The sequence below is a fragment of the Edaphobacter sp. HDX4 genome, assembly GCF_036877565.1.
In the GTDB taxonomy this organism is placed as follows: Bacteria; Acidobacteriota; Terriglobia; order Terriglobales; family Acidobacteriaceae; genus Edaphobacter.
The window spans coordinates 316,246-341,425 of sequence record NZ_JAEDXW010000002.1 but is presented as its reverse complement, the minus strand read 5'-3'; the positions used below and the strand labels follow the sequence as shown (position 1 = coordinate 341,425).

Annotated in this window: 17 protein-coding genes; 5 read left to right on the top strand and 12 right to left on the bottom strand. The window is 59.3% G+C overall.

Annotated elements, in window-relative coordinates; all coding sequences use genetic code 11:
* Positions 1-115 precede the first annotated feature (115 nt).
* Both dnaE and JAO29_RS03795 read right to left on the bottom strand, forming a co-directional pair.
* Positions 116-3,652, bottom strand: coding sequence for a DNA polymerase III subunit alpha (gene dnaE, locus JAO29_RS03800; protein ID WP_334266844.1), 3,537 nt, complete (start codon positions 3,650-3,652; stop codon positions 116-118).
* A 76-nt stretch (positions 3,653-3,728) separates the two neighbouring features.
* Positions 3,729-4,763, bottom strand: coding sequence for a M20/M25/M40 family metallo-hydrolase (locus JAO29_RS03795; RefSeq protein ID WP_334266843.1), 1,035 nt, complete (start codon positions 4,761-4,763; stop codon positions 3,729-3,731).
* Positions 4,764-4,847: 84 nt separating this feature from the next.
* On the opposite strand from JAO29_RS03795, the gene JAO29_RS03790 reads away from it, so the two are divergent.
* Positions 4,848-5,546 carry an alpha/beta hydrolase gene (locus JAO29_RS03790; RefSeq protein ID WP_334266842.1) on the top strand — a complete coding sequence of 233 codons (699 nt, stop codon included), beginning with the start codon at positions 4,848-4,850 and terminating at the stop codon, positions 5,544-5,546.
* A 1-nt stretch (position 5,547) separates the two neighbouring features.
* Here the strand turns inward: JAO29_RS03790 and JAO29_RS03785 are convergent, their stop codons facing one another.
* On the bottom strand, positions 5,548-6,405 hold the full coding sequence (locus JAO29_RS03785; protein WP_334266841.1) for an alpha/beta hydrolase: 858 nt from the start codon (positions 6,403-6,405) through the stop codon (positions 5,548-5,550).
* A 266-nt stretch (positions 6,406-6,671) separates the two neighbouring features.
* Here JAO29_RS03785 and JAO29_RS03780 point away from each other — a divergent pair, with 266 nt between their 5' ends.
* Both JAO29_RS03780 and JAO29_RS03775 read left to right on the top strand, forming a co-directional pair.
* Entirely contained in the window at positions 6,672-9,644 is a 2,973-nt protein-coding gene (locus tag JAO29_RS03780; RefSeq protein WP_334266840.1) for an ATP-binding protein, read from the top strand.
* Positions 9,637-11,085, top strand: a complete 1,449-nt coding sequence (locus JAO29_RS03775; RefSeq protein ID WP_334266839.1) for a sigma-54-dependent transcriptional regulator — start codon at positions 9,637-9,639, stop codon at positions 11,083-11,085. Before JAO29_RS03780 ends, JAO29_RS03775 begins: the two co-directional genes overlap by 8 nt.
* Before the next feature lie 21 nt (positions 11,086-11,106).
* Here JAO29_RS03775 and JAO29_RS03770 read toward each other — a convergent pair whose 3' ends face one another.
* From JAO29_RS03770 to recN, 8 genes are all read right to left on the bottom strand, one after another.
* Positions 11,107-12,183: a zinc-dependent dehydrogenase gene (locus tag JAO29_RS03770; protein ID WP_334266943.1), complete on the bottom strand. Its 1,077-nt coding sequence runs from the start codon at positions 12,181-12,183 to the stop codon at positions 11,107-11,109.
* Between the two features lie 15 nt (positions 12,184-12,198).
* A complete protein-coding gene (locus JAO29_RS03765; RefSeq protein WP_334266838.1) occupies positions 12,199-12,915 on the bottom strand; it encodes a phosphorylase family protein in 717 nt (238 codons plus the stop codon).
* Positions 12,912-13,922, bottom strand: coding sequence for a hopanoid-associated sugar epimerase (gene hpnA / locus JAO29_RS03760; RefSeq protein WP_334266837.1), 1,011 nt, complete (start codon positions 13,920-13,922; stop codon positions 12,912-12,914). The genes JAO29_RS03765 and hpnA overlap by 4 nt, the downstream gene beginning before the upstream one ends.
* A gap of 41 nt (positions 13,923-13,963) precedes the next feature.
* Positions 13,964-14,410 carry a hypothetical protein gene (locus JAO29_RS03755; protein ID WP_334266836.1) on the bottom strand — a complete coding sequence of 149 codons (447 nt, stop codon included), beginning with the start codon at positions 14,408-14,410 and terminating at the stop codon, positions 13,964-13,966.
* A 5-nt stretch (positions 14,411-14,415) separates the two neighbouring features.
* Complete coding sequence (gene hpnH, locus JAO29_RS03750; protein WP_334266835.1) at positions 14,416-15,546, bottom strand: adenosyl-hopene transferase HpnH; 1,131 nt, start codon at positions 15,544-15,546, stop codon at positions 14,416-14,418.
* A 26-nt stretch (positions 15,547-15,572) separates the two neighbouring features.
* Positions 15,573-17,609: a squalene--hopene cyclase gene (shc, locus tag JAO29_RS03745; protein WP_334266834.1), complete on the bottom strand. Its 2,037-nt coding sequence runs from the start codon at positions 17,607-17,609 to the stop codon at positions 15,573-15,575.
* 46 nt (positions 17,610-17,655) lie between these two features.
* Entirely contained in the window at positions 17,656-18,675 is a 1,020-nt protein-coding gene (locus JAO29_RS03740; protein ID WP_334266833.1) for a 4-hydroxy-3-methylbut-2-enyl diphosphate reductase, read from the bottom strand.
* A gap of 400 nt (positions 18,676-19,075) precedes the next feature.
* The gene (gene recN, locus JAO29_RS03735) at positions 19,076-20,767 is read right to left on the bottom strand and encodes a DNA repair protein RecN (RefSeq protein WP_334266942.1); all 1,692 of its coding nucleotides are present in this window, start codon (positions 20,765-20,767) and stop codon (positions 19,076-19,078) included.
* A gap of 173 nt (positions 20,768-20,940) precedes the next feature.
* Here recN and JAO29_RS03730 point away from each other — a divergent pair, with 173 nt between their 5' ends.
* Positions 20,941-21,708 (top strand): DUF1223 domain-containing protein, encoded by a 768-nt coding sequence (locus JAO29_RS03730; protein ID WP_334266832.1) that lies wholly within the window; start codon positions 20,941-20,943, stop codon positions 21,706-21,708.
* 50 nt (positions 21,709-21,758) lie between these two features.
* On the top strand, positions 21,759-23,807 hold the full coding sequence (locus JAO29_RS03725) for an ABC transporter ATP-binding protein (protein WP_334266831.1): 2,049 nt from the start codon (positions 21,759-21,761) through the stop codon (positions 23,805-23,807).
* A 324-nt stretch (positions 23,808-24,131) separates the two neighbouring features.
* Here JAO29_RS03725 and JAO29_RS03720 read toward each other — a convergent pair whose 3' ends face one another.
* A complete protein-coding gene (locus JAO29_RS03720) occupies positions 24,132-24,935 on the bottom strand; it encodes a hypothetical protein (protein ID WP_334266830.1) in 804 nt (267 codons plus the stop codon).
* Positions 24,936-25,180 lie beyond the last annotated feature (245 nt).

The window sequence follows — 25,180 nt, the reverse complement described above, 5'->3', positions numbered from 1 at the left end:
GAAGTCGAAAACGCTGGTCTGAATAAAACCGCAGATCCTTCGACTCTGCCGCTCAGGATGACACCGTTCAGAAGAGATTCCGAACGTTATGCCACTTAGGGTACTCGGTAGTGCGCTATTCGATGACGCGTACGCCGCCCTGCCCTACGAGTTCTTCCACCCGATCGATAAAGAGACGATCGGCTGCGACCATGACACCGTTGGGCTCAAGCACGGCGCAGAATTCCCCAGGCTCCTCGAGGTCAAGCAACAGCTTGCCCTTGCCGGGAGCGGCCACCAGGAGGGCGTGCAGCTTTTCGAGTAGTGCGGCATCGGGGTTATGCAGCGGTACCCTGATCCGCAGGGCCTCGGGCAGCTTGATCTTCACGTCTTCGAGCGCCTGAATGTTCGAGAGCGCAAGCTTGGGAGCGGAATCCTCTTCGCCGCGCAGGACGCCGCGCACCAGCACAGGAACCTCGATCTTCAGCTTCTCGGCCAGCTTTTCGTAGGACTGCGGGAAGGCGATCAGCTCGATCTTCCCGGTCGTGTCCTCGAGAGTAGCCTGCGCGTACAGCTCGCCGGAACGCTTCGACTTGGCGACCTTCAACCCGGTGATGACCCCCGCGATCTGGATCTCATTCTGCGGCTGCTCGTCGCGTCCCCGGCGGAAGACCTGCGGCTCAGGCTTCATCTCGCAGGCGGTCGCCGTATCGACGACCTTCATGTTGCGAAGTTTTTCGCGGTACTTGTCCATCGGGTGACCGGAGACGAAGAAGCCGAGCACCTCTTTTTCATTCTGGAGACGAGTGTGCTCATCCCACTCGGGCACATTCGGTAGAGCGTGCTCGCTCGATCCTCCTGCACCCGGACCGGCGTCGAAGATTCCGAACAGGCCATGCTGACCTGCTGCAGCATCGCGCTGCGTCTTCTGCGCCTGCTCCATCGCCTTGTCGAGAGCTGCGGTGGTCTGTGCCCGAGCCCCGAAGCTGTCCATCGCCCCGGCCTTGATCAACGACTCGAGAACGCGCTTGTTCAGCTTGCTGAGATCGACCTTTTCGCAGAACTCCCAGAGTGAAGCGAAGCCCTGCTTCCCTTCCTTCCGCAGGTCAGTGCGGGCAGCGATGATCGACTCGATGGCATTGTGGCCGACGTTCTTGATTGCGGCCAGACCGAAGCCAATGGCCTTCTCTTTCTCCGTAACGATCGGTGTGAAGTTCGCGTCGGAGAACTGCACGTTCGGCGGAACGACGGGAATGTTCATCTCGCGGCATTCGCCGATGTACTTGACAACGTTCTCGGGCTTCGAGGTTTCGCTGGTCAGCAGCGCTGCCATGAACTCGACCGGATAATGCGTCTTGAGCCACGCCGTGTGATAGGCGAGCAGAGCGTAGGCGGCTGAGTGCGACTTGTTGAAGCCATAACCAGCGAACTGTTCCATCAGGTCGAAGAGCTGGCCGGCCTTGTTCTTGTCGAATTTGAGCTGGGCAGCGCCGGCCATGAACGTGTCGCGCTGTTTGGCCATCTCCTCGGGGTTCTTCTTACCCATCGCCCGACGCAGAAGGTCTGCGCCACCGAGTGAGTAGCCACCGATGGCGGAGCTGATCTGCATGACCTGCTCCTGGTAGACGATGACGCCCAGCGTCTCTCTCAGGATCGGTTCAAGCTCGAGGAACATGTATTCGACCGCGCGGCGGCCCCACTTGCGCTCGATGAAGTCGTCGATCATGCCGCCCTGGATCGGACCGGGACGGTAGAGCGCGTTGAGAGCGGTAAGGTCTTCGACGGTGGTGGGCTTGTAGCGGCGCAGCACGTCGCGCATACCGCCGGATTCAAACTGGAAGACACCTGACGTCAGCGCGCGGTGGAAGACCTGCTCATAGGTCTTTTCGTCGTCGAGCGGGATCTTCGACATGTCGATCACCTCGCCCGTCGTCTGCTTGATCAGGTTCAGGCAGTCGTCGATGACGGTCAGTGTCGTGAGCCCAAGGAAGTCCATCTTGAGCAGGCCCATCTTTTCGACGGCCTTCATGTCGTAGGCGGTGACGGTGGCATCGTCCTTGGTGCGGGTGACCGGAACAAGCTCGGTAAGCGGCTTGGGAGCGATGACGACACCGGCGGCGTGTACCCCGGCGCCGCGAACCAGGCCCTCGAGCCGCATGGCCGTGTCGATCAGTTCCTTGATCTTGGGATCATTCTCGTAGGCCTGCGCCAGGGGCCCGTTATCCTTGAGCGCAGCGTCGATGGTGATCCCGATCGTCGGTGGAATCATCTTGGCGATGCGGTCGACTTCGCCATAGGGCATCTCGAGTGCGCGACCTACGTCCTTGATGGCGGCCTTGGCTGCCATGGTGTTGAAGGTGATGATCTGCGCGACCTGGTCGATGCCGTACTTGCGCTTGACGTACTCGATCACCTCGCCGCGCCGGTTCATGCAGAAGTCGATGTCGATATCAGGCATGGAGACGCGCTCAGGGTTGAGGAAGCGCTCGAAGAGCAGCTCGTTTTGGAGCGGGTCGATGTCGGTAATCTCCATCACGTAGGCGACCAGCGAGCCTGCGGCCGAACCACGGCCTGGACCTACGGGGATCCCCTGCTCCTTCGCGTAACGGATAAAGTCCCAGACGATCATGAAGTAGCCGGGAAACTTCATCTGTTTGATGCAGTCTAGCTCCCGGTTCAGGCGATCTTCGTAGTCGGCGATGGTCTTCTTGAGCAGGCCATTGGCGCGAAGATGCGCGACGTTGGTCTCGAGACGCTTCTTCAGCCCCTCGCGACAGACCGCTTCGAAGTAGCTGTCGAGGTCGTAACCCTCGGGCAGAGGAAAGTCCGGGAAGGGATTGTCGACCTTGCTGAGCTTAAGGTTGCAGCGGTCAATAAACTGCATGGTGCGCGTGCAGACGTCGGGGTTGTCGGCAAAGAGACGGTGCATCTCCTCCGCCGACTTGATGTAGAACTCCTGCGTGTCGAACTTGAAGCGGTTGGGGTCATTCATGCTGCCCGCGGTCTGCACGCAGAGCAGAATTTCATGGGCGCGGGAGTCGTCGTTGGCGACGTAATGGCTATCGTTGGTGGCGATGAGCGGGATGCCCAGCTCTTTCTCCATCCGGTAGAGCGCCTCGCGCACAGGCTTGTCCGGCTCAAGACCGTGGTCCTGCACCTCGAGGAAGAAGTTGTCCTTGCCGAACATGTCGTGGAACATGCCCGCAGTCTTCTTGGCTTCCTCGTACTTCCCTGCCATTAGGTTCTGGTTAAGCTCGCCCGCAAGGCAGCCGGAGAAGGCGATCAGACCCTTGGTGTGCTTTGAGAGAAATTCCTTGGAGACGCGCGGCTTGTGATAGAAGCCGTGCAGCGCGGCCTCGCTCGTCAGGCGGACGAGGTTGCGGTAGCCCTCTTCGTTTTCTGCCAGCACCAGGAAGTGGTTGTAGCCGCCGGACATCTCGCGGTGATCCGCCGTCTCGGACAGATAGAGCTCACAGCCGAGGATGGGCTTGATGTCCTTCTTCTTCATGGCGTCGAAGAAGTGGACCGCGCCATAGATGTTGCCGTGATCCGTCATGGCGGCGGCCTTCTGACCGATCTTGCTCAGGTGACCGGCAAGCTTATCGACATCGCAGGCGCCGTCGAGCAGGGAGTAATCAGTATGAAGATGAAGGTGCGTAAACTCGGCGGCCATGACTCTATGTTAAGCCCGCTGTCCGTGAGGAAAACGCGTCCCTAATTACTGCGCCGCACCTCGGTTGGTTCCCTGCTCATCCCACGAGACTTTCCGCGAGGTTGTAGTAGAGATCCACTGCCTCAAGCAGCTCCTTCTTCGCGATCTTCTCGTCCGGTGTATGGGCGACGTGAATGGTTCCCGGCCCCAGAAGGAAGGGCTCGCCCCAGGCAGTCAGCGAGGGAATGTCAGTCGTGAACTTGGCCACCATCGTAGGCAGATCGCCCACCTTGCGCATCCTGACAAACGGCAGATCGAGCGAGAAGCTCACCTCAGCGCGATCCCCCACCGTGCGCAGGATGTTCTGCCGGATCTCCTCCGATGGCCCGACCAGGCGGATCAGGATGTGGGCTTCGGCTTTGTCCGCGATGACGTTTGGGGCGCGTCCGCCCTCAATCAGTCCCACATTGAGGGTCGAGGGACCAATCTCCGGCTCCACCGGCAGGGGCATGGCAAGGACGTCGTGCAGCGCTTCCACAAGCTTGTTGATGGCGGAGTCGCCCAGCTCCGGATAAGCGGAGTGAGCCATCTTCCCCCGTGCTCGCAACTCGACGCGCAGAGCGCCTTTCGAGGCGAGAGCAAGGCGGTTCTCGGTCGGCTCGCCGTTGATCAGGAACTTCGATCCCTTGGGATGGAGGTTGGCCTCCTTGGCTCCCGCGGAGTCGCGCTCCTCCCCTACAACAAACAGCAGGCCAACCTTTACGCCGGCCTCGCGCAGACGGTCCGCCGCGGCAACCTGCGCCGCGATAATTCCCTTGGCATCGCAGGTGCCGCGGCCATACAGAAAGTCGTCATCTTCCTTGCAACCGAAGAACGGCGGAACGGTGTCCATGTGAGTCGAAAAAACGAGATCGGGAGTGACTCCCTCCATCGCCGCATATACGTTGAATCGCTCCCCGTCGCCTGCGCCGGGAGTCAGGATCCGGTCCGGCTGGCTGACCGGCATACGCTCGACAACGTAGCGCTGTTCTTCCAGGTATTCGTGCAGAAACGCTCCCGCCAGCCCCTCCCGGTACGTGGTGGATTCGATATCGACGAGTTGCCGGGTAAGCTGAATAGGATCAACTGGCATATGGTTTCAGCATACGACACAGTACTATAGGGCCCGACCTCCCGGGATTGATTTGCATCGGTTAAACTGAACATGGTGATTAACATGACGTTGTCCTCGCCGGGATCGGTCATTCGATCCGTTGACGATCTTCGCGGCCCCGCCGGAAAACTCGAGGCAGTTTTGAACTCCGGGCGCGACGATGCGCGGTACTCCGCACTGGTGTGCCATCCGCACCCATTGGGCGGTGGAACGATGCACAACAAGGTCGTCTATCACGCGATGAAGGTCTTCTCCGGGCTGGGCCTGCCGGTGCTGCGGTTCAACTTTCGCGGCGTCGGGCTGAGCGAAGGTACGCACGATCACGGTCCGGGTGAACTCAACGATGCGAGGGCGGCGCTCGACTGGCTCGATGCGAATCTCGGGCTGCCCGTCCTGCTGGCGGGCTTCTCTTTCGGCTCTTTCATTGGGTTGCAGGCTGGATGCGGCGATCCACTCGTAAAGGGGATGATCGGTCTGGGTGTGCCTTACCGCGCGGAAGGCCGCAGCTATGCCTATGAATTTCTCGATCGCTGCACTCAGCCGAAGCTCTTCATCAGTGGAGCCGAGGATCAGTTCGGTCCGCGACAGCTTGTCGCTCCTATCCTCAAGCATGCGTCTGACCCAAAGGAGATCGTCTGGATTGAAGGGGCTGAGCACTTCTTTCAAGGCACACCCTCTTCTCCCGGCGCAAAGCTCCCGCAGATGCAGGACGCGCTGCGCTCCTGGCTGAAGAATACGTTCGAACTCGAAGAACCGGTCTAGCCTAGGCCGCAGGAGTTGAGAGCCAGTCTCCCATCGCGCCGTTGCATGCCTCAGGCATCTCTTCGAAGGGAATGTGGCCGACGCCGGGCAGCACCAGAAGGCTGGACCGCCGCAATTTCCGTCGCAACCGTTCCGCCGATTCAAGACCTACGGCGCGATCGCGATCTCCCCAGATCAGCAAGGTCGGCTTCTCCGCCAGTCCGGACAGGACATCCCGGAGCTTCCGCATATCCGAGGACCATCCGCTGACGATGCTGAGCACGTGATCGATCGTGCCCGGTACATGCAGTCCCGCCGTGTATCCGTCCAGTGCGTCGCTGGCCACTCGGGCAGGGTTTCCGTACATGCGGCTGAGTGCCGTGGCCTTCAGCCGTCGAGGCAGCCATGGAATCTGGCGGGCCAGCCACATTCCGCCCCGGGTCTGGTAGAAGCTGATAAGCTGGCGGCCAAGATCGCAGTACGGATTCGCCGGTGCAAAGAGGATCAGGCTACGAACGCGGCCAGGGTGACGCGCAGCCAGCATCATCGCTACTGCTCCCCCGTGAGAGTGTCCCGCTATGTCTGCGATATCCAGCCCAAGCGCATCCATGCAGGCACAGACACGATCCGCGGTCGCTTCCAGGCTGGCGTCCAATCCGGCAACCCGCTCGGACTCTCCCATATTGAGCAGATCCACAGCGTAGACAGTGGCATGCTGCGCGAGAAAATGGATGTTATTTCTCCAGTTTCTGGCCGAGCCCACCAAGCCATGCAGGAGAAGCAAAGGCCTCCCAGAACCCGCTCGATGGTAGTGAAGCCGGGCATTATCCACAAGGACGTAGCCCTCCTCCATCACCGTTCGAGTTTGCGAGCTATTCACAGGAAGATGCCTCAGAAATTTATGTTACAGGAAAGTTAATTCGAATCAGGAAGTCCCTTGGCTCTCCCGCGAATTTTATTCGCAGCCGGTCACAAAGTCGCCGGGTTTGCAGCTCTCCTGTTCTACATCGCAAAAAGGTTTCTATCTCTTATTTGCAAAACGGGTTATGATTTTTCATAGAAGTGGGGATCCACGACGATATAAACCCACGTCGTTCTTAGGCTCACGGTTTGGAACTCCATGTGCTAAGAACTTGATAAAGGCCAATGAAAGACGCCGCCCAAACGCGTATTTTGGCCGTCGCCCTTGCGATTGCGACGCTGGCGGCGTGTGTCCTCGCGCTGATCAATCTCCAGCGGGAGAACGGCTTCGAGATCCCGACAGACGGCGTGACGTGGATGGAGTCGGCAGGGGGTCTACGGGCCGACCATGTTCCTGCAGGGTCCCCCGGAGACAGGGCAGGCATCCGGACCGGGGACATTCTGGTCGGCGTCAATGAGCACCCTGTCGAACGAACCGCGGCGCTGGTTCATCAGATGTTCCACAGCGGGATCTGGGCGCACGCAAACTACTCCATCCTGCGTCCCCTCAAGCACGCGACGGACCTGAAGAATGCGGCCAAGCTGGACATTCAGGTCATTCTGGTTCCGACAGACCGCTCTATCAATCAGGGCCTCCGGTTTATCGCTCTTGTCTACCTGAGCATCGGCCTTTATGTCCTGTTCCGGCGGTGGACGGCTCCCAAGGCTACTCATTTCTATGTCTTTTGCCTGGTCTCCTTCGTCTTGTACGCCTTCAAGTACACGACGGAGCTGGATACCTTTGACTGGATCATCTACTGGGGCAACATAGCTGCAGGTGCTCTCCAGCCCGCTCTCTTTCTCCACTTCGCCGTCAATTTCTCCGACGACTACAAGGAACCGGCGAGCCGTCTGCGACGGCGTATCCTCTGTACCGCTCTTTATCTGCCTGGGTTATTCCTGATTGGGCTCCAGAGCTGGGCCATCGCCTACTGGTCGGCGACCGGGGTGCTGCGCCATCGGTTGGACCAGATCTCGGTGGCGTATCTTGCTCTCTACTATGTAACGGCAGCGGTCATCTTCCGCATCCGTTATCGGCGTGCCGAGTCGGCCCTCGAACGCCAGCAGTTGAAGTGGCTGACGCGGGGAACGATGCTCGCGATCACTCCATTCACGCTCGTATACGCGATTCCCTACCTCGCCGATGTCCATGTGCCCAGCCTGCTCACCAAGCTCGCTGGGCTTTCGTTGGTCTTTCTTCCACTTACCTTTAGCTGGGCGATCGTTCGCTATCGGCTGATGGATGTGGACCTGATCTTCAAGCGAGGCGTGACCTATACGTTAGCGACCGCATCCCTTGTCGGTCTTTACTTCGCGGTGGTGGCCCTGACCGCCGAGATGGTCCATGCACGGCTGCCAAGCCTGAAGACCTGGGGCCTGCTGCTGGCCATCATCGTCACCGGGTTGATCTTCGATCCTCTGAAGCGAGCCATCCAGGGAAGAGTGGATCGCATGTTCGACCAGCGGCGATTTGACTACAAGGTGACCCTGGTCGAGTTTGGCCGCGGGCTCAACTCGCAGACCGATCTCCGCGCTCTTTTGGATTCGATCGTCGATCAGCTGCCGCAGGCGCTTCTCGTTACCCGGGTGGCTGTATTTCTTGCCCACGAGACGGAGAGCCGGCCTGCCCAGGAGACCTTTGAGCTGGCGGCCTCTCATGGCCTAACCAATCTCTCTCCCTCTGAGCTCAAATCGCTCGATGTCGGCTTCCTCGACTTCGACCGTCCGGAGGCAAACAACCACCTGTTCCTTGAGAACCCGCAGCAGGTCCTCCGACTGCCAGAGATGCAGCGACTGAGCGCCGCCCGGCTCGACCTGAACTACTATGTTCCCTGTCGCGTGGCAAACCGGGAGGGTGCAGGCACTCGTACCGTCGCCGTCATCGGGCTGGGCCGTACGAACGACGGAGACTTCCTCTCGAGCGAGGAGATGGAGGTTCTGGAGTCACTGGCCGGATATATTGGCATCGCCATCCAAAATGCGCAGCTCTATCGCAAACTGGAGCAGAAGATCACTGACTTCGAGCGGCTGAAGGAGTTCAACGAGAATATCGTTGAATCCATCAACATCGGAATCCTGGCTGTTGATCTGGACGACCGTGTGGAGAGCTGGAACGCGCAGATGGAGGTGCTGCTTGCCAAACCTCGAGCAGCCGCCCTCAGGCAGCCCATCTCGGAGCTGTTTCCAGCAGACTTCATCGCCCGGTTCAATGCGATTCGGGACGAACAGGGTACCCATACCCTCTATAAGTTCCGCCTTGCTCTTCCATCCGGCGAGAGTCGAGTGGCGAATATCGCGATCGCTCCGCTGGTGACGCGTAACTTCATCACGATCGGGCGCATCATCCTGGTCGATGACATTACGGAGCGCATCCAGATGGAGGCCCAGCTCACCCAGTCGGAGAAGCTGTCTTCCATCGGTCTTCTGGCGGCAGGCGTCGCCCACGAGGTCAACACCCCGCTCGCTGTCATCTCAAGCTATGCCCAGATGCTGACCAAGCATATGCGCGATGACGAGCGCCTGGCTCCGGTGCTTGAAAAGATCACGCAGCAGACCTTCCGGGCCTCCGAGATTGTGAATGGCCTTCTCAACTTCTCGCGAACCAGCGGGAGCGAGTTCACCAACGTGGACCTGAACGAGCTTCTGACCGACACGCTCGTTCTTCTGGAGCACCAGCTCAAAACCGCACAGATTCGTGTCGAGACCAACTTCGACTCCCAGCTGCCCCCCATCCACGGAAATCGCGGCAAGCTGCAGCAGGTCATCCTCAACCTTATGCTTAATGCCAAGGACGCCATGTTCGGAAGGCCCGGGGCTACCCTCCGGATCGCTACCTTCCGGGGTGCAGGCCGGGTTCTGATCCGCATTCAGGACACTGGAGCAGGTATCGAGCGTGAGCATCTGAATCGCATCTACGACCCGTTCTTTACGACGAAGACCAAGCCGCAGGAAGGCGGTCATAAGGGGACGGGACTCGGTCTCGCCGTAACCTACGGCATCATGCAGGAACACGCTGGAAAGATTCATGTCGAGAGCGAGGTCGGCGTTGGCACGGCGTTTCAGCTAGAGTTCCCTGTCTCCTCCAGCCGGACACTCGCTCCACCCGTAGCCATTCCTGTCTCAAAACAGGAGCCCGATAGGAAGACGATTCATGCCTGAGATCACCACAGACGCGCTCGAGGAATCCACGACACAACGAAGCGCAGATCATGTTGCGGGAAGCCCGCGAATTCTCATCATCGACGACGAAGCCGCCATCCGCGAGTCGTTGGAAACGATGCTCACCCTGGAAGGGTTCTCCGTCACGCTGACATCGGACGGGCCTTCGGGCATGGAACAGCTGGCACGCAATCAATATGATCTGCTGCTGCTGGACCTTGCTCTGCCGGGAGAGAGCGGCATGGACCTTCTGCCGCGCATCGTCGAGATGTATCCCACGCTGCCGGTCATCATGATCACGGCCTTCGGAACGATGGGCAACGTCGTGGATGCCATTCGCGCAGGCGCTGAGAACTTCGTCCAGAAGCCGTGGGATAACGAGAAGCTGCTCGCCGACATTCGCACGGCCATCGCACGCCATCGCGCAGAAGAAGAAGTCGTTCAGCTCAAGCGCACCCTCAAGCAGCGTTACAACTTCGAAAACATCGTCGGCAAGAGCGAGCCGATGCTCAAGCTCTTCGACCTGGTTGCGCAGGTCGCGCCAAGCCGTTCCACCATTCTGATCCAGGGAGAGAGCGGCACAGGCAAGGAACTGATCGCCAAGGCCATTCACGCCAACTCCCCGCGCCGTGAGCGGCCCTTCGTTCCGGTAAACACCGGTGCCGTTCCCTCCGAACTGCTGGAATCCACACTCTTTGGGCACGTCAAAGGAGCCTTCACCTCCGCCATCTCCGCCAAGAAGGGGCTGTTCGAGGTCGCCAACGGAGGCACCCTGTTCCTCGACGAGATCGGAACCATGACGATGGATATGCAGGCCAAGATTCTGCGTGTGCTGCAGGATCGACGGTTCATGCATCTCGGCGGAACCCAGGAGATCCAGGTCGATGTTCGGATCATCGCGGCAACTAACGTCAACCTGCAGGATGCCGTACGGGCGGGCCGCTTCCGCGAAGATCTCTTCTATCGGCTGAACGTGATTACGCTCGAGCTTCCTCCACTCCGCTCGCGCCGCGAAGATATTCCGCTGCTCGCCTCACACTTCCTTAAGGTCTACTCCACCGAAAACGGCATGGAGGAGCGCACGCTGTCGCCTGAAGCGATGCGCGTCCTGATGGACTACGAGTGGCCCGGCAATGTGCGTGAGCTGGAAAACGCGATGGAGCGCGGTGTCGTTCTATCCACTGCCAAAGTGATTCATCCGGAGCTTCTGCCGGCACAGCTGACGGGAAATACCTATTCGGCGACGCTGCTCGAACAGCAGCCCAACGCTTCGCTCTTCGATCTGATGGAAGAGATCGAGCGTCGCATCATTGGCGATCGCCTCGAACGCTGCCACTGGAATCAGACGGAGGCCGCCGAGTACTTCCGTATTCCTCTATCGACGCTCAACCAGAAGATCAAACGGCTGAACGTAGAGATCAAGAAGCGCAATCGCGATTAGATCTGTGGCGATTCAGCCGGATCAGCGAACTTCCGGCTGGATCACGATCTTCATCGAGCCCGGCTGCGGATTCGAAGCCAGCTCGATGGCCTCCACTGCATCCTCGATCGAGAAGCGATGCGAGATCAACTGTGTCAGGTCGAAGCCGTTGTGCGCACCTTCGAGAACGAGTCGCGAAACGTCATCCTGAATCGCAACCGAGGCGCTGTACGAGCCCATCAGCGTCTTCTCGTCCATGCACACAGCCGCAGGATCAAAGGGCGCCTCGCCATGCTGGGTCGCGGCAAACAGCATGACACGTCCGCCCGGACGGATTGCATCCATGGCAACCTGAATCAGCGCATTGCCTCCGACTGCAACCAGGGCGACATCGACACCGCGTCCTTCGGTTGCGGCCCTGGCCTCGACGATCACATCGCCTCGCGCATCGAGGGGACGGTCCAGACCAAACTTCGCGGCGACAGCGTGGCGCTCGGCATAAAGATCGCTGGTCAAAACGGTCGCTCCCGTCCTGCGGGCCAGCGCCGCCAGCAGAACTCCGATCGGTCCCTGCCCTATCACCAGCACGGTGTCGTCGCCCTCAAGCCCGAGCATCTCGATTGCCTTGTAGCAGGTGTTTACCGGCTCGATGAAACATGCCTGCTCGAACGAGACATCGTCGGGAATCTTCACCAGACCGCCGCGCACGATCCATTCCATCACCCGGATGTATTCGGCAAAGCCGCCGCCCGAGGCCTCAAAGCCCGCCGTGCAACCCACCTTCTTGTAGGTCTCGCACTGCGCGAAGGTTTGTTTGCGGCAGTAGAAGCACTGGCCGCACGGTATGTGGTGATAGGCCATCACGCGATCCCCCACGGCAAACCCGGAGACTCCTTCTCCGATGGCAGCGATGGTGCCCGCCATCTCATGCCCGAAGACACGGGGCGCGGAGTGTGACCCCGTATGAATCTTCTTGAGATCCGTACCGCAGATCCCGCAGGTATCGATCTTCACCAGCACCTCTCCCGGACCAATCTCGGGCACTGGAATCGTCTCGATACGAACATCGTTGATGCCCCGATACACGGCGGCTCGCATGGTCTGCGGTACAGCAGTCATTTCGTTACTCACGGATTAGCTTGCTCCCATTGGGTGGGTTCGCCCCACGATCTCTTCGCTCAGAAACCTGTTTACACCTTCTGCCAGCGCACGCGCGGCGACTGCGCTGTTCCTTCCCAGCTCCAGCAGTGACCCCCAGAACCGTGGCCGCAGCGCCACATGCGCCAAAAACTGAGGCATCTGCATCTGGCCCTGAACATCGATGAAGCGGTTCAGGTCCGGTAGCTCGGCGTCAGCTGCATCCGATACTGCCTTGAAGCAGAAGAATGGCACGCCGCGCATCTGGGCCAGGCGAGCCACCGTAGCCGCTTCCATATCCACCAGGGTGGCTCCATAACTCTGGTTCAATCGATGCTTCTCTGCGGCCCCAGCCACGTCTGGAGTCGTCACCAGGCGCGTGGACCTGTCGCCCGCGGCCGATGAGAATCGCTCCCCTGTCTGGGCATCAATGATCTCTCCAGGAGCATAGCAATGGCCGGTCTTCATCTCCGGCGCCAACGCACCCGCCCACCCCACAGAGAGGACGACGTCCAACGCTCCAAGAAACTCAGCCGCCGTGAAGGCGCGCAGCGCAGCGTTTGAGCCCATCCCCCCGCTGACGGCAATCAGTTCATCTCCCTGCCGCTCTGTCCTCCAGATCGAGAGTCCTCTGACGCCGGAACGCTGCGGCTCCCATCCTCGTACCAGTGGCTTCAACTCTCCCGGCAGCGCTGCCACAATCCCTACCCTCATGACGATCTTCCGCCGGGAGCAGGCGCATAGCCGTGGGTCACGAACCAGTGGATCGCGGAACGGAGCGCGTGATAGATGGGAATATTTTTGAAACCGAGCTCTTTCTCCGCCTTCGCAGACGATGCGAACATCATCTTCTTCCCCATTCGCACAGCCTCGACCGTTGCTCGCGGCTCCTTCTTCAGCAGCTTGCCCGTGAAGGTCTCATCGAAGAAGGCGAATGCCATCGCGACGCCATGAGGAACCTTCATGGTCGGTGAAGGCAATCCCGTAATTGCCGACATGCGATCGAGAATCTGCTTCAGGGTGAGGTTCTCGCCGCCAAGGATGTATCTCTCACCCGGTCTTCCCGTATCGAGTGCGACGAAATGCATTCTCGCGACCTCTTTTACATCCACCAGGTTGAGCCCCGTATCCACATAGGCGGGAAACTTGCGATTGAGAAAGTCGACGATGATCCTTCCCGTAGGAGTCGGTTTCGCGTCACCCGGTCCGATCGGCGTCGTTGGATTCAGGATCATCACGTGCTGCCCTGCGGCGGCAGCCTTGATGGCCTCCTGTTCTCCCAGGAACTTCGATCGCTTGTAGTGGCCGATCATGTCCGCCAGCGAGACGGGAGTGTCTTCATCGACCACCGTACCGTCCGAGCGAAATCCCATCGTGGCTACACTCGACGTGTACACAACACGAGAGACGCCGACCTCGCGCGCCAGGCGCAGAAGCTCTCGCGTGCCGTCGACGTTGGCCGCATACATCTCCGCCGGATCGCGAACCCACAGTCTGTAATCTGCGGCTACATGGACCAGTGCATCGCAGCCGGTCAACGCGCTTCGCAGAGCCTCAGGTTGTCGCAGATCGCCGATCACCGTCTCGGCATCCAGACCTTCCAACGACTGTAGGTTGCTGGTCGTCCTGGTTAACAGACGCAGCTTCGCACCCTCGTCCGCATACTTCCGGGCCACGTGGGATCCTACAAAGCCTGTCGCTCCAGTTATAAATACGCGCACGTCTTGTCTTTCCCCGATGGGGCGGAATCCAGCGAAGCGGCTTAGTCCAGCTTCTCGGGTTCTATCTGAATATTCTTCTCGCCGGCGGCCTTCTTGGCCCAGTACTTTTTAACCCACGCCTCGAAGGTCTTTCCCGCCGCAGAATCGCGCCCGGTAAAGGCCAACGCCGCGACGTCGGAGTACGCCACGTTCACCTTGGTCCGGTCATTCGATGGAATAACGCGGACGAAGGAGTCCTGGAGGGAGGCGCCGCTGCGCCGGTCAAAAAGATAGCCTTCGAGCTTCGTGCCGTCCTTGCGGGTGATTGTTACGTCTCCGCGATAATCGAAGGCCTTCTCAAGAGCTTCGCGAATCTCGGCATCCGTTGCGATGCTGGGAATCCAACCCTCAAGATTCTCCTTCTCACGACCGGCGATATGTTCCAGCTCATCCGCGCTGTGTTGGCGAAGCTGCTCAATTTTTAGATGTTCCTGCTGTTCCGTCGCCATCGCGCCTAATCTCCTGAGACCGTCTGCAGTTCTTCGCTGGAAGTTGCCTGAATCTGAACCAGGGGAGTGCTGTGTTCCGGCTTCCACTCGTTCAGCAGCTTCTGCGCATCCGCGTCGGGGTAGGTCGAGGGGAACATGTACTTCTTCGCGGTCACCAGGAATCCCTTCAGCGAGCTGAAGTTGTAATCCACGGCACTCGCCTCATGGCCGGAGTGCACCATGCAGTTGGCGCAGCGCGGGTTTCCGCTCTTAGCGCCGTAGTTCTCCCAGTCGGTGGTGTCAATCAGCTCCTGGAAGGTATCGGCATAGCCGTCCTGCAATAGGTAGCAGGGTTTCTGCCAGCCAAAGATCGAGAAGGTCGGCATACCCCACGGCGTGCACTCAAAATTTTGTTTGCCCATCAGGAACTCGGCAAAGAGCGGATGCGTGTTGAACTCCCATGACTTCTTGCGATTGGACAGAATCGCACGGAACAGTCGGCGCGACTTGGCCTTGCCGAGGAAGTGGTTCTGGTCGGGAGCCTTGTCGTAGGTGTAGCCCGGCGAGACCATCATGCTCTCAACGCCTGCCTCCATCAGCTGGTCAAAGTGGCGACGCACGCTGTTGGGGTCGGCGCCGTCAAAGAGCGTCGTGTTGGTGGTCACTCGGAAGCCTGCTGCCACGGCGGCGCGGACACCTTCCATGGCAATGTCGTATCCGCCTTCGCGGCAGACGGAGAAGTCGTGATGCTCCCTCTCTCCATCGACGTGGACCGAGAAAGAGAGATACTTGGAGGGCTTGAAGAGGTGAAGCTTCTCCTTCAGGAGCAGCGCATTGGTGCACATGTAGACGTACTTCTTTCGCGCCACCAGTCCGGCAACGATCTCCGGCATCTTAGGATGCAGCAGCGGCTCTCCCCCCGGGATGGAGACCATCGGGGTTCCGCACTCTTCCACAGCCTTGAAGCACTCCTCGGGAGTCAGCTCGGACTTCAGAATGTGTGCCGGATACTGAATCTTCCCGCAACCGGCGCAAGCCAGGTTGCAGCGAAAGAGGGGTTCAAGCATAAGCACCAGCGGATATCGCTTCCGCCCCTTGAGCTTCTGCTTCAGTACGTACGATGCGACCGTCCACGCCTGTGAGATCGGTACTGCCATGCGGAGATTCCTCCAGAAATTCTTTTTTATGCAACAGCCGATTCGGCTGCCTCGCGCTTCATTGCGCGCTCATATGTCGTCAAAGCCAGCAGCGGAAAGTACTGCTTATATAAGTGATATCCCAGGTAGAACACCCGCGGGAAGCCGGTTCCTGTGTAGTAACTCTCGCCGTTCCTGCCTGGTACCAGCTCATCCCAGCTTCCATCCTCGTGCTGACGCTCGATCAGCCAGCGAACTCCTTTCGCAACCGAATCGGACCGGGTATCACCTGCGGCCAGCAGGCCAAGAACAGCCCACGCCGTCTGCGAGGGAGTGCTGGGACCGATGCCGCGCTGATTCGAATCATCATAGGTTCCGCAGGTCTCGCCCCATCCTCCGTCGGCGTTCTGCACCATACGGATCCACTCCGCAGCCTGTTGGATGGCGGGCTCGTGATTCCACATGCCCATCGCTTCCAGCCCCCGCAGGACCAGGAAGGTACCGTACAGGTAATTGACGCCCCAGCGCCCAAACCAGCTTCCATCCGACTCCTGCTCTTTAAGGATGAACTGGATAGCCTTCTCGACTCGCGGATCCTTGCGCGTCACCCCGTACTGCGCCAGCATCTCGAGCATGCGGCCCGTAATATCGACCGTCGGGGGGTCGAGCATCGCGTTGTGATCGGCGAACGGAATGTACTGGAAGATCATCTTCGTGTTGTCTTTATCGAAGCTGGCCCAGCCGCCGTTCTTGCACTGCATCGCCCACACCCAGTTCAGGGCGCGCTGACATACCTCGTAGTGGTACCGTTCCTTGGGGTGATCGACGCAGTTCAACGCAAGCAGAACCTGCCCGGTATCATCGACATCCGGGTAAAACTCATTGTTAAACTCGAAACACCACCCGCCAGGCTCCACATTCCTGACCTTCTCCGCCCAGTCGCCCTTGGTGCGGATCTCTTTGGTAAGGATCCAGTCGGCGGCTTTCAGCATACTCGGATCGGTTCGGCTCACTCCGGCCTCGCCCAGGGCGTACATTGCCTGTGCCGTATCCCAGACCGGGGGGAAGCACGGCTGCATGCGGAACGTCGGGGTGGGATAGTCGGGAGTTCCCTCAGGACAATCGATGCCCAGCTTTTCGAACTCGTCCATGGCTCGAATCAGCTGCGGGTCGTCCAGGGAGTAGTCCAGGCAGCGAAGCGCCACGATGGAGTTCAGCATCGCCGGATAGATAGCGCCCAGGCCATCGGATTTCTCAAACCGGGCCAGCATCCACTTCTCTGCCCTGCGGATCGCTACCTTCCGCAGCGGACGGATATGGACGCGCTCAAACCAGTGCACCATGCGATCGGTGAGAAGGAAGAAGTTCCTCCAGCCGATCAGTTTCTTGTCGTCCCAACGCAGGTGCAGATTGGCGTTCTGGCGGCCGCCTACAAAAAGTTCCTCTATCCCTTGCTCCGGATGAAGTTTCTTGAACGGCTTCTTCGCATAAATGATCGAAAGCGGAACGAGAATTCCGCGCGACCAGGAAGAGATCTCGTAGATGTTGAAGTAGAACCAGTTCGGAAACAGGACGATCTCCGGCGGAACCGCCGGTACAGCGTCATAGTCATACTGACCCAGCGCGCAGAGATAGATCTTAGTGAAGGTGTTGCATTCAACCACGCCGCCGTTGGCCAGAACCCATTCGCGAGCCTTGACCATCACCGGATCATCTTTAGACCATCCCATCAGCTTGAGGGCAAGATACGATTTGACGCCGTAGTTGATATTCGAAGGTCCGCCCGGATAGAGGCTCCATCCGCCGTCTTCATTCTGATGCCGAAGAATCTCGTTCAGCGCGCGCTGCATCTTTCCCGGCTCACCGGTTCCGAGCAGCGTATGCATAAAGATGTAGTCTGCCTCGAGCATCACATCTGCTTCGAGTTCTCCACACCAGTACCCGTCAGGATGCTGCTGCCCCAACAACCAGTCTTTAGCACGACGTATACCGTCGACCACCTGGTTCAAGCCAAGATCCATCCTGCCAAACCGGGGCTGCGCCGGGGAGGCTGGCATCTGCGGGTTTTGTGAAGTTTTACTCATCTAGGATTCTCTGACACTCAATGAATGTTGATCCTCAACCTGTGCGCTACTGCGCTGGCTGAGGGGCGGATGCAATAGCCTGTACGATCTCCGGCGGTAAACCAAAACGCACATTCTCGGGCATGACTTCGACCTCGTCGACCGAACCGTACCCCTTGCCCTGCAGGTAAGCCACGACCTCCTGCACCAGCACCTCAGGCGCTGAGGCTCCGGCGGTCACGGCGATTGCGTTCATGCCCTCCAGCCACTCAGGACGGATGTCGTCAGCCTTGTCGATAAGGTAGGAGTTCGTCCCCAGGTTCTGCGAGACCTCGACCAGACGGTTCGAATTGGAGCTGTTTCGCGATCCCACCACCAGGACCACATCCGCTCCGTGAGCCACATTCTTGACTGCGGTCTGACGGTTCTCCGTGGCGTAGCAGATATCCTGCGCATGCGGACCGACGATGTTCGGAAACTTCTTCTTCAACGCATCGATCATGTACTTCGCTTCGTCCAGCGAGAGCGTCGTCTGCGTCAAGTACGCCACCTTGTCGGGATCGGGAACCACGAGAGCATCGACCTCTTCCACAGTGGAGACCACCTGGGTCACATCCGGAGCCTCACCCTGGGTTCCCTCGACCTCTTCGTGATCGCGATGTCCCACCAGGACCAGCGAGTACCCCTGCTTGGCGAACTTGATCGCCTCCACATGCACCTTCGTGACCAGCGGGCAGGTAGCGTCGATCACCTTGAGCCCACGATCCTTCGCCCGCTGCCGTACGGCCGGTGAGACTCCGTGCGCCGAATAGATCACTCTCGCACCCTCGGGAACTTCATCCAGCTCGTTGACAAAGATTGCGCCCTTTTTAGCCAGATCATTGACGACATAGCTGTTATGCACGATCTCTTTGCGCACGTAGATAGGAGCGCCAAACGTCTCGAGTGCAATGCGTACGATATCGATCGCGCGCACCACGCCTGCGCAGAAGCCGCGAGGCTTGAGGAGAAGGACACGTTTGGTTGAAGTGGAAGAGCTGTTCTCGGAGACAGCAACCGGGTGCAGGGTTGTAGTGGTCGTCACCATATAAGTATAACCGCGATCAGGGGCGAAGACACCCTTTTCCGGGAACCTCCCCTGATCCTCACCCGGAGACCGGGACCACCGGTCCCGTCTCTCTGCGAGAAGGCTCGAAGAGCTCGCCTAAGCTTCTTTCGATTCAGATGCTTGCAGCCTTTTCAGGAACCACATTCAGCGTGGCCGCAGCTACACCGCAAGGTCATAAACTTGCGTCCATCCTCACATTGGGTCGAGCAGTACTTGCTGCCCGGCTGTGCCATGCACCCGCATCCTTGTTTTGCGCATTTTTGGGGAGTATTTGCCATCGCTAGACCCCTCCGGAGGGCCAGTCGTGCCTAGTCGGATGCAGCCTTCCCAGAGCAGGATGCGTGTACATACCCGCTCTTGCACGGAGCGAGGCGACGCTTCAGCGGCTGGTCGCCAGCAGATGTTCCGCGTGCTTCAGGCTGGTCTCCGTCAGCTTCTCTCCGCTCAACATTCTGGCGATCTCCCGAGCCCTCTCTTCGTCGTCCATGCGGCGGATCGCCGTCTGCGTCCTTCCCCGCTTCTCTGTCTTCTCGATCAGGAAGTGCTGATCCGCAAACGCAGCAATCTGCGGAAGATGGGTGATGCACAACACCTGCTGTCCACGAGAGAGCGTCTTCAGCTTCTTGCCCACCGCCTCCGCCGCGCGCCCTCCGATGCCGATGTCAATCTCGTCGAAGACCAGCGTTCGAGGCAGCGGGATCTTCTTCTTCTTTCCGCCACCCTGAACACCTTCCTCCACCGTCACCTTCAGAGCCAGCATCACGCGCGACATCTCTCCCCCCGAAGCGATCTCGTCCAATGGTTTCAGCGGCTCTCCTGCATTGGTCGCTATCTGGTACTGCACCTGGTCCCAGCCGTGCGCGGTCCATCCGGCCTGCGCCTCTTCCGGCATCACCTGTACCGAAAAACGCGTGCTCATTGCCAGATCGTTGATCTGCCCGACCGCCAGCTTCTCCAGTCTTTTGGCAGCCTCTCTGCGCGCGGCAGTCACTCTTCCCGCCGCCCCACGATAAGCCTCTCCATCTGCGGCCTGCTTCGCCGTCAGCTCCACCAGCAGAGCATCGCGATTCTCCACCTCCGCCAGCTTGCGCGAGGACTCCGCGCCAAAGGCGATCACCTCCGCCAGCGTCGGTCCGTACTTGCGTTTCAGTCGGTCCAGAGCAGCCAGCCGATCCTCAATCTCCTCCAGCCTGCCGGGCGAAGCATTCACATTCTCGGCGAACTCCCTAACCTCCGCCGCAACGTCCTCGACCGTTGCCTTCGCCATTGCAAGCTGCTGGGCCGCCGCCGCAAATCTCGAGTCGAATCGCGCCAGGTCTTCGACCTGCTTCAGTGCCGCACCAAGCGTCGTCTCGGCGGAGTTCTCGCTCTCATACAGAAACTCGTGGGCACTCATCGCCGCGGTATACACACGCTCCGAGTTCGCAAGGACGCGCTTCTCGGCCTCCAGCTGCGCATCTTCGTCCTCTGCCGTCAGACCAGCCTGCTCGATCTCCTTCGCCTGAAAGCGCCAAAGATCCGCCATCCGTAACCGGTCCTGCTCATCCGCCTCAAGCTCTGCCAGCTTTGTAGTCGTCTCGCGCCATGCCGCATAGCTGGCGGCCACGGCATCGGTCGCAATCTCTCCAAACCGATCCAGCAGCGTCCGCTGCTGCGCCTGGTCGAAGGCTCCCATCGTCTCTCCCTGGGAGTGGACCAGGGCAAGCTCCGGAGCGAGCAGCTTCAACACTCCAACCGTCGCCGGTTGATTGTTGATAAAGACGCGACCCTTCCCGTTCGCTCCGATCTCTCGTCGAAGCAGGACCTCGTCCCCCTCGGCATCGATGCCGTTGGCTTCGAGCACAGATGCTGCTCCCGGCGTCATCTCAAAGACGCAGGAGACCACCGCCCGTTCTTCGCCATGCCTCACCACATCCGACGAAGCTTTTCCACCCAGCAGCATCTGCAGTGCGTCGATCAGGATGGATTTACCGGCACCCGTCTCGCCCGTCATCAGGTTCAGTCCCTGGCCGAAACTGGCGACGGCGCGGTCGATCACAGCGTAATTTTCGGCACGTAATTCGAGCAGCATTCTCTCCCCGGCCTCATCGAACGGTGTACGCCGAGCATAGCAAATCCGCATAACCCTCGATCCACATCCCCAGCCCTCAACGAACTCTTCTGCGGTTGTGACCATATCCATCGCTTCTCCATCCAACAAAGCGCTAGAATCCGCCCGTGCGGTTTTCTTCCGAGGACACTACTTTGAACGCCATTCGCATCTTCTCCATCGCTGCTCTTCTCAGCGTTGCCTCTACTGCCCTCGCCCAGACGCCCCGCACACCTGTTCTGGTGGAGCTCTTCACCTCCGAGGGCTGCTCCAGCTGTCCTCCCGCCGACAAGCTGCTAGCCGTGCTCGAAACCCAGCAGCCCGTCTCCGGCGCTCACATCGTCGTCCTCGAAGAGCATGTGGACTACTGGGATCGCCAGGGATGGCGCGACCGTTTCTCGTCGTCACAGTTCACTCAGCGTCAAAGCTTCTACGCCCCGCGGCTCAACTTCGACGACTCCTATACCCCGCAGATGGTTGTCGACGGCCATACCCAGTTTCTGGGTAGCGATCCTGCCAAGGCGATCGCTGCAATCTCGCAGGCGGCGGAAGCACCCAAGATCGCTCTTTCGGTATCCTCTCCTGTCATCACCGGCAGATCCGTCAGCAGCTCAGTCTCGGCAGGAAAGCCTGACGCGAAGCTGCCGCACGGGGACATCTATGCCGTCCTTATCCAGCCTGCGGCCTCCACCCAGGTCAAAGGGGGCGAAAACGGCGGCAAAGAGCTCAAACATGTCAGTGTCGCTCGCTCGTTTGTGAAGATCGGAAAGCTGCAGGACCTCAACCGCGGCCCCATCGCCTTCAGGATCAATGCACCCGCCGAAACCGGTGCCGAAGGATTGCGTCTTATCGTCTTCGCTCAGCTTCCCGACCAGGGGGAGGTACGTGGTATCGCTGAGGTCGCAACCGTCGCCAGACCGTGACCATACTTTCGCATCCGGCCATCGACGCCAGCATCTAGAATTGTAGATAGATGGCCAGGAAGAAGACAGAAGCAACCGGCTCCAAAGACCCTGCAAAGAAACCGGCGCAGGACGACGAAGTCGTCGGTAAGGTCTACGACGGCCGCCTGATGCGGCGGCTGCTGACCTATCTGGGGCCCTACCGTCTCCAGGTAATCTTCTCTGCGATCGCTATCCTTATCAAGGCCGCGGCCGATGTCATGGGCCCCTACCTGGTCAAGGTTGCGGTGGATACCTACATGACCGGACCACCGGCGCGGCTATCCTGGCTGGCACGCCATCTGGACCCCCGCCCGATGACCGGCGTCACTCAGCTGGCGATGCTCTACCTTGGCGCTCTCACCATCAGCTTCGGTCTCGAGTTCGTCCAGACCTACCTGATGCAGTGGACCGGACAGAAGATCATGTTTGATCTTCGCAGCCAGATCTTCCGGCACCTGCAGCGGATGTCGCCTTCCTTCTTCGACCGCAATCCCGTCGGCCGTCTCGTCACCCGCGTTACTTCAGACGTAGACGCGCTCAACGAGATGTTCACCTCCGGCGTCCTCGCCATCTTTGAAGATGTCTTCGTCCTCGCCTTCATTGTCATCATCATGCTTCGCATGAGCTGGCCGCTGGCTCTCTTAACTATCTCGGTTATTCCGGCGATCCTGTACGTCACCAGCATCTTCCGCAAGCACGTTCGCGACAGCTACCGGCGTCAGCGCTCCGCCACCGCACGCATCAACTCCTTTACTCAGGAGTACGTCTCCGGAATGGCCATCGTGCAGCTCTTCAACCGGGAGCGACGCGCCTTCGATGACTTCTCTACCGTCAATGCCGAGAACAAAAGGGCCTGGACCGATGCCATCTTCGCCTATGCCCTCTACTACCCCATCGTGGAGCTACTCAGCTCCACCGCCATCGCCCTGGTCATCTGGCGCGGAGGAATCGGCATCCTCCATACCGAAACCTTTCGCTGGCTGACCCCGCACACCTACCAGATCCCCGGCAGCGGCGCCATCCATACCAGCCTCTTCGGTACCGTCAGCGTCGGTGTCCTCATCGCCTTCATCCAGTACGCCCAGCGCTTCTTCCGGCCCATTCAGGATCTCAGCGACAAATACAACATCCTTCAGGCCGCGATGGCGGCAGCCGAACGAGTCTTCAAACTCCTCGACACCCAGTCCGAGATCGTTCCACCGGCGCACCCGGTCGCCGGCGATGGCTCCGGCAGGGTCGAGTTCCGCGATGTCTGGTTCACCTACCAGGACTTGGACGAGCATCAGCTCGCACGCATCAAAGATGCCTCCCCCGCGGAGCTGCAATCCTTCGCCGATATCGAGTGGATCCTGCGCGGCGTCAGCTTCACCATCGAGCCTGATGAAACAGCCGCCATCGTCGGTCATACCGGCGCCGGAAAGACCACTATCACCGGGCTGATGATGCGTTTCTACGACATCCAGCGCGGCGAGATTCTCGTCGATGGCGTGGATGTACGCAGACAGGACCTGACTACCCTGCGTCGCCGCTTCGGCGTCGTCCTGCAGGACCCCTTCCTCTTCACCGGGACCATCGCCGATAACGTTCGCCTCGGTTCCAGCTGGATCACCGACGAGCAACTCGAACGGGCCTGCGACGAGGTCAACGTCGGCGACTTCATCCGCACCCTTCCCATGCAGTTCAAGGAGCCCGTGCAGGAGCGCGGAGCCACCCTCTCGACCGGGCAGAAGCAGCTCATTAGCTTCGCCCGCGCCCTGGCTCACGCGCCCCGAATCCTCATCCTCGACGAGGCCACCAGCTCCGTCGACACCGACACCGAGCTCCGTGTCCGCCTCGCCCTCTCCCGCATGATCACCGGACGCACCTCTATCCTGATCGCCCATCGCCTCTCCACCATCCAGCGGGCCGACACCATTCTGGTGATGCATAAAGGCCAGCTCCGCGAAAAAGGGACTCACCAGGAGCTGCTCGCTCAGCGCGGCCTCTACTGGAAGCTCTACCAGCTTCAGTACAAGGATCAGGAGCTCGGCGCAGCTCCAACGGGCGATGTCCGCCTCGAGCCGCTCGGAGCGGACTAGTCGCCTCGCCAATCCACCTCAGCCCCAAGTCCGTTCATTCTGAGCAGAAGGCGAAGAGTTCCTGCATTTCTTCTGTCCTCGCTCGAACCCACCGCGCGGCTGTGAACGCCGGGTGCCGGGTGCCCCACATCTCGATTCTGAGATGTGGGATGTAGGAACGACCAGCTTGGGGTTAAGGGATCAGTTTCCGGGCGTCGCACCAATCACCTCCCACAGGATTCCGGTAGGCAGTTAACGAGGTAAGCTGGATCGCTGCTGAGCAGTGTATACACGTCGAGAGTAGTATCCGCGACCCCATTCGCGATGAGTTCCCGCTGACCTCAGTCACTGAATGGCCGTGAGTGCCTTTGTAGCAGCAGCGCGTACGCTCGGAGCTCTTTTAGGATCTGCGGCGATCCGTGAAAGGGATTGCTGGCTGTCCAGGATGACACTCTGCCCCATTGCCTGAAGAGTTCCAATCGCACGAACGCTCGTTTGTTCGCTGGGATCATCTGCATAGCTAACCACTTCTTTCCCGATCTCGCGGTTGTGGGATTTTGCAACATTCACGATAGCGTCCAGCAAGACATACCGGCTCGCCGAGGTCTGGTCCTGGCGTCTCATGTACTGCACGACAGTGTTGGTGCTCTCTTCATCGTTCGGGGCTGCTTGCATGAGTACTGTAGCCACAGCCGGACCAATGGTCGAAACGGCGTCCTCCCTCTCAAGATAGGTCTTGAGAACTGGCACAATTGGTGAGCTGGCATTCGGTCGCAAAGTATAGACCGCCAGCATGGTGATTCTTCTGATTGGAATGTCTGGGTCAACGAGAAGCGCCTTGAAGGTCGCGGTTTCTGCCGAGAGCAATGACTGACCGTCTGGACGAGTTGTTATCGCATACAAAACCGCGGCAGCAAGCCGGCGGGAGGAGAGTTGAGGGCTGCTCGTTTCGTGGATTATCACAGGAAGCATTTCAGTTATGCGTTGACTACTGGCTTGCGCAATCCGTTGAAGCGCAGGATCAGCCTCTGCAACATCTCGGTGTTTTCCGGCGGCGGCACTAGCTTCAAAGTCACTGAAGAGGTTCTCAATTTCCCCTGTCTGAGCGTGGGTACGAGGGATAGTGGCCGCCAAAATCAGGAGCAACATCCCAACTAATTGCCTCTTGATCCTCATTTTGTTCATTGTATGGGTGCATTAAGGACGGAGGATTGGCGCCCTGTCAAGCCGTTTCTTCCATAAGTCTTTTCAGGTCATATAATTCCGTTTGCCGATCTGATTCCCGCGAAACGATAAACTGGAACCAGTCTGTTTTTCAGGAGCTCTTCCTTTTTCGAAGATCGAACAGAAGGATCGGAAGACAGAGGTCCGGACCTAAGTCTATTCATTCCAAG

What these genes read in the sequence shown, in the direction of transcription:
- shc (WP_334266834.1), bottom strand. Translation starts at nt 17,609, where the DNA reads ATGAGTAAAACTTCACAAAACCCGCAGATGCCAGCCTCCCCGGCGCAG.
- JAO29_RS03740 (WP_334266833.1), bottom strand. Translation starts at nt 18,675, where the DNA reads ATGGTGACGACCACTACAACCCTGCACCCGGTTGCTGTCTCCGAGAAC.
- JAO29_RS03795 (WP_334266843.1), bottom strand. Translation starts at nt 4,763, where the DNA reads ATGCCAGTTGATCCTATTCAGCTTACCCGGCAACTCGTCGATATCGAA.
- hpnH (WP_334266835.1), bottom strand. Translation starts at nt 15,546, where the DNA reads ATGGCAGTACCGATCTCACAGGCGTGGACGGTCGCATCGTACGTACTG.
- JAO29_RS03790 (WP_334266842.1), top strand. Translation starts at nt 4,848, where the DNA reads ATGACGTTGTCCTCGCCGGGATCGGTCATTCGATCCGTTGACGATCTT.
- recN (WP_334266942.1), bottom strand. Translation starts at nt 20,767, where the DNA reads ATGCTGCTCGAATTACGTGCCGAAAATTACGCTGTGATCGACCGCGCC.
- JAO29_RS03755 (WP_334266836.1), bottom strand. Translation starts at nt 14,410, where the DNA reads ATGGCGACGGAACAGCAGGAACATCTAAAAATTGAGCAGCTTCGCCAA.
- JAO29_RS03775 (WP_334266839.1), top strand. Translation starts at nt 9,637, where the DNA reads ATGCCTGAGATCACCACAGACGCGCTCGAGGAATCCACGACACAACGA.
- JAO29_RS03725 (WP_334266831.1), top strand. Translation starts at nt 21,759, where the DNA reads ATGGCCAGGAAGAAGACAGAAGCAACCGGCTCCAAAGACCCTGCAAAG.
- JAO29_RS03780 (WP_334266840.1), top strand. Translation starts at nt 6,672, where the DNA reads ATGAAAGACGCCGCCCAAACGCGTATTTTGGCCGTCGCCCTTGCGATT.
- JAO29_RS03770 (WP_334266943.1), bottom strand. Translation starts at nt 12,183, where the DNA reads ATGACTGCTGTACCGCAGACCATGCGAGCCGCCGTGTATCGGGGCATC.
- dnaE (WP_334266844.1), bottom strand. Translation starts at nt 3,652, where the DNA reads ATGGCCGCCGAGTTTACGCACCTTCATCTTCATACTGATTACTCCCTG.
- JAO29_RS03720 (WP_334266830.1), bottom strand. Translation starts at nt 24,935, where the DNA reads ATGTTGCTCCTGATTTTGGCGGCCACTATCCCTCGTACCCACGCTCAG.
- JAO29_RS03765 (WP_334266838.1), bottom strand. Translation starts at nt 12,915, where the DNA reads ATGAGGGTAGGGATTGTGGCAGCGCTGCCGGGAGAGTTGAAGCCACTG.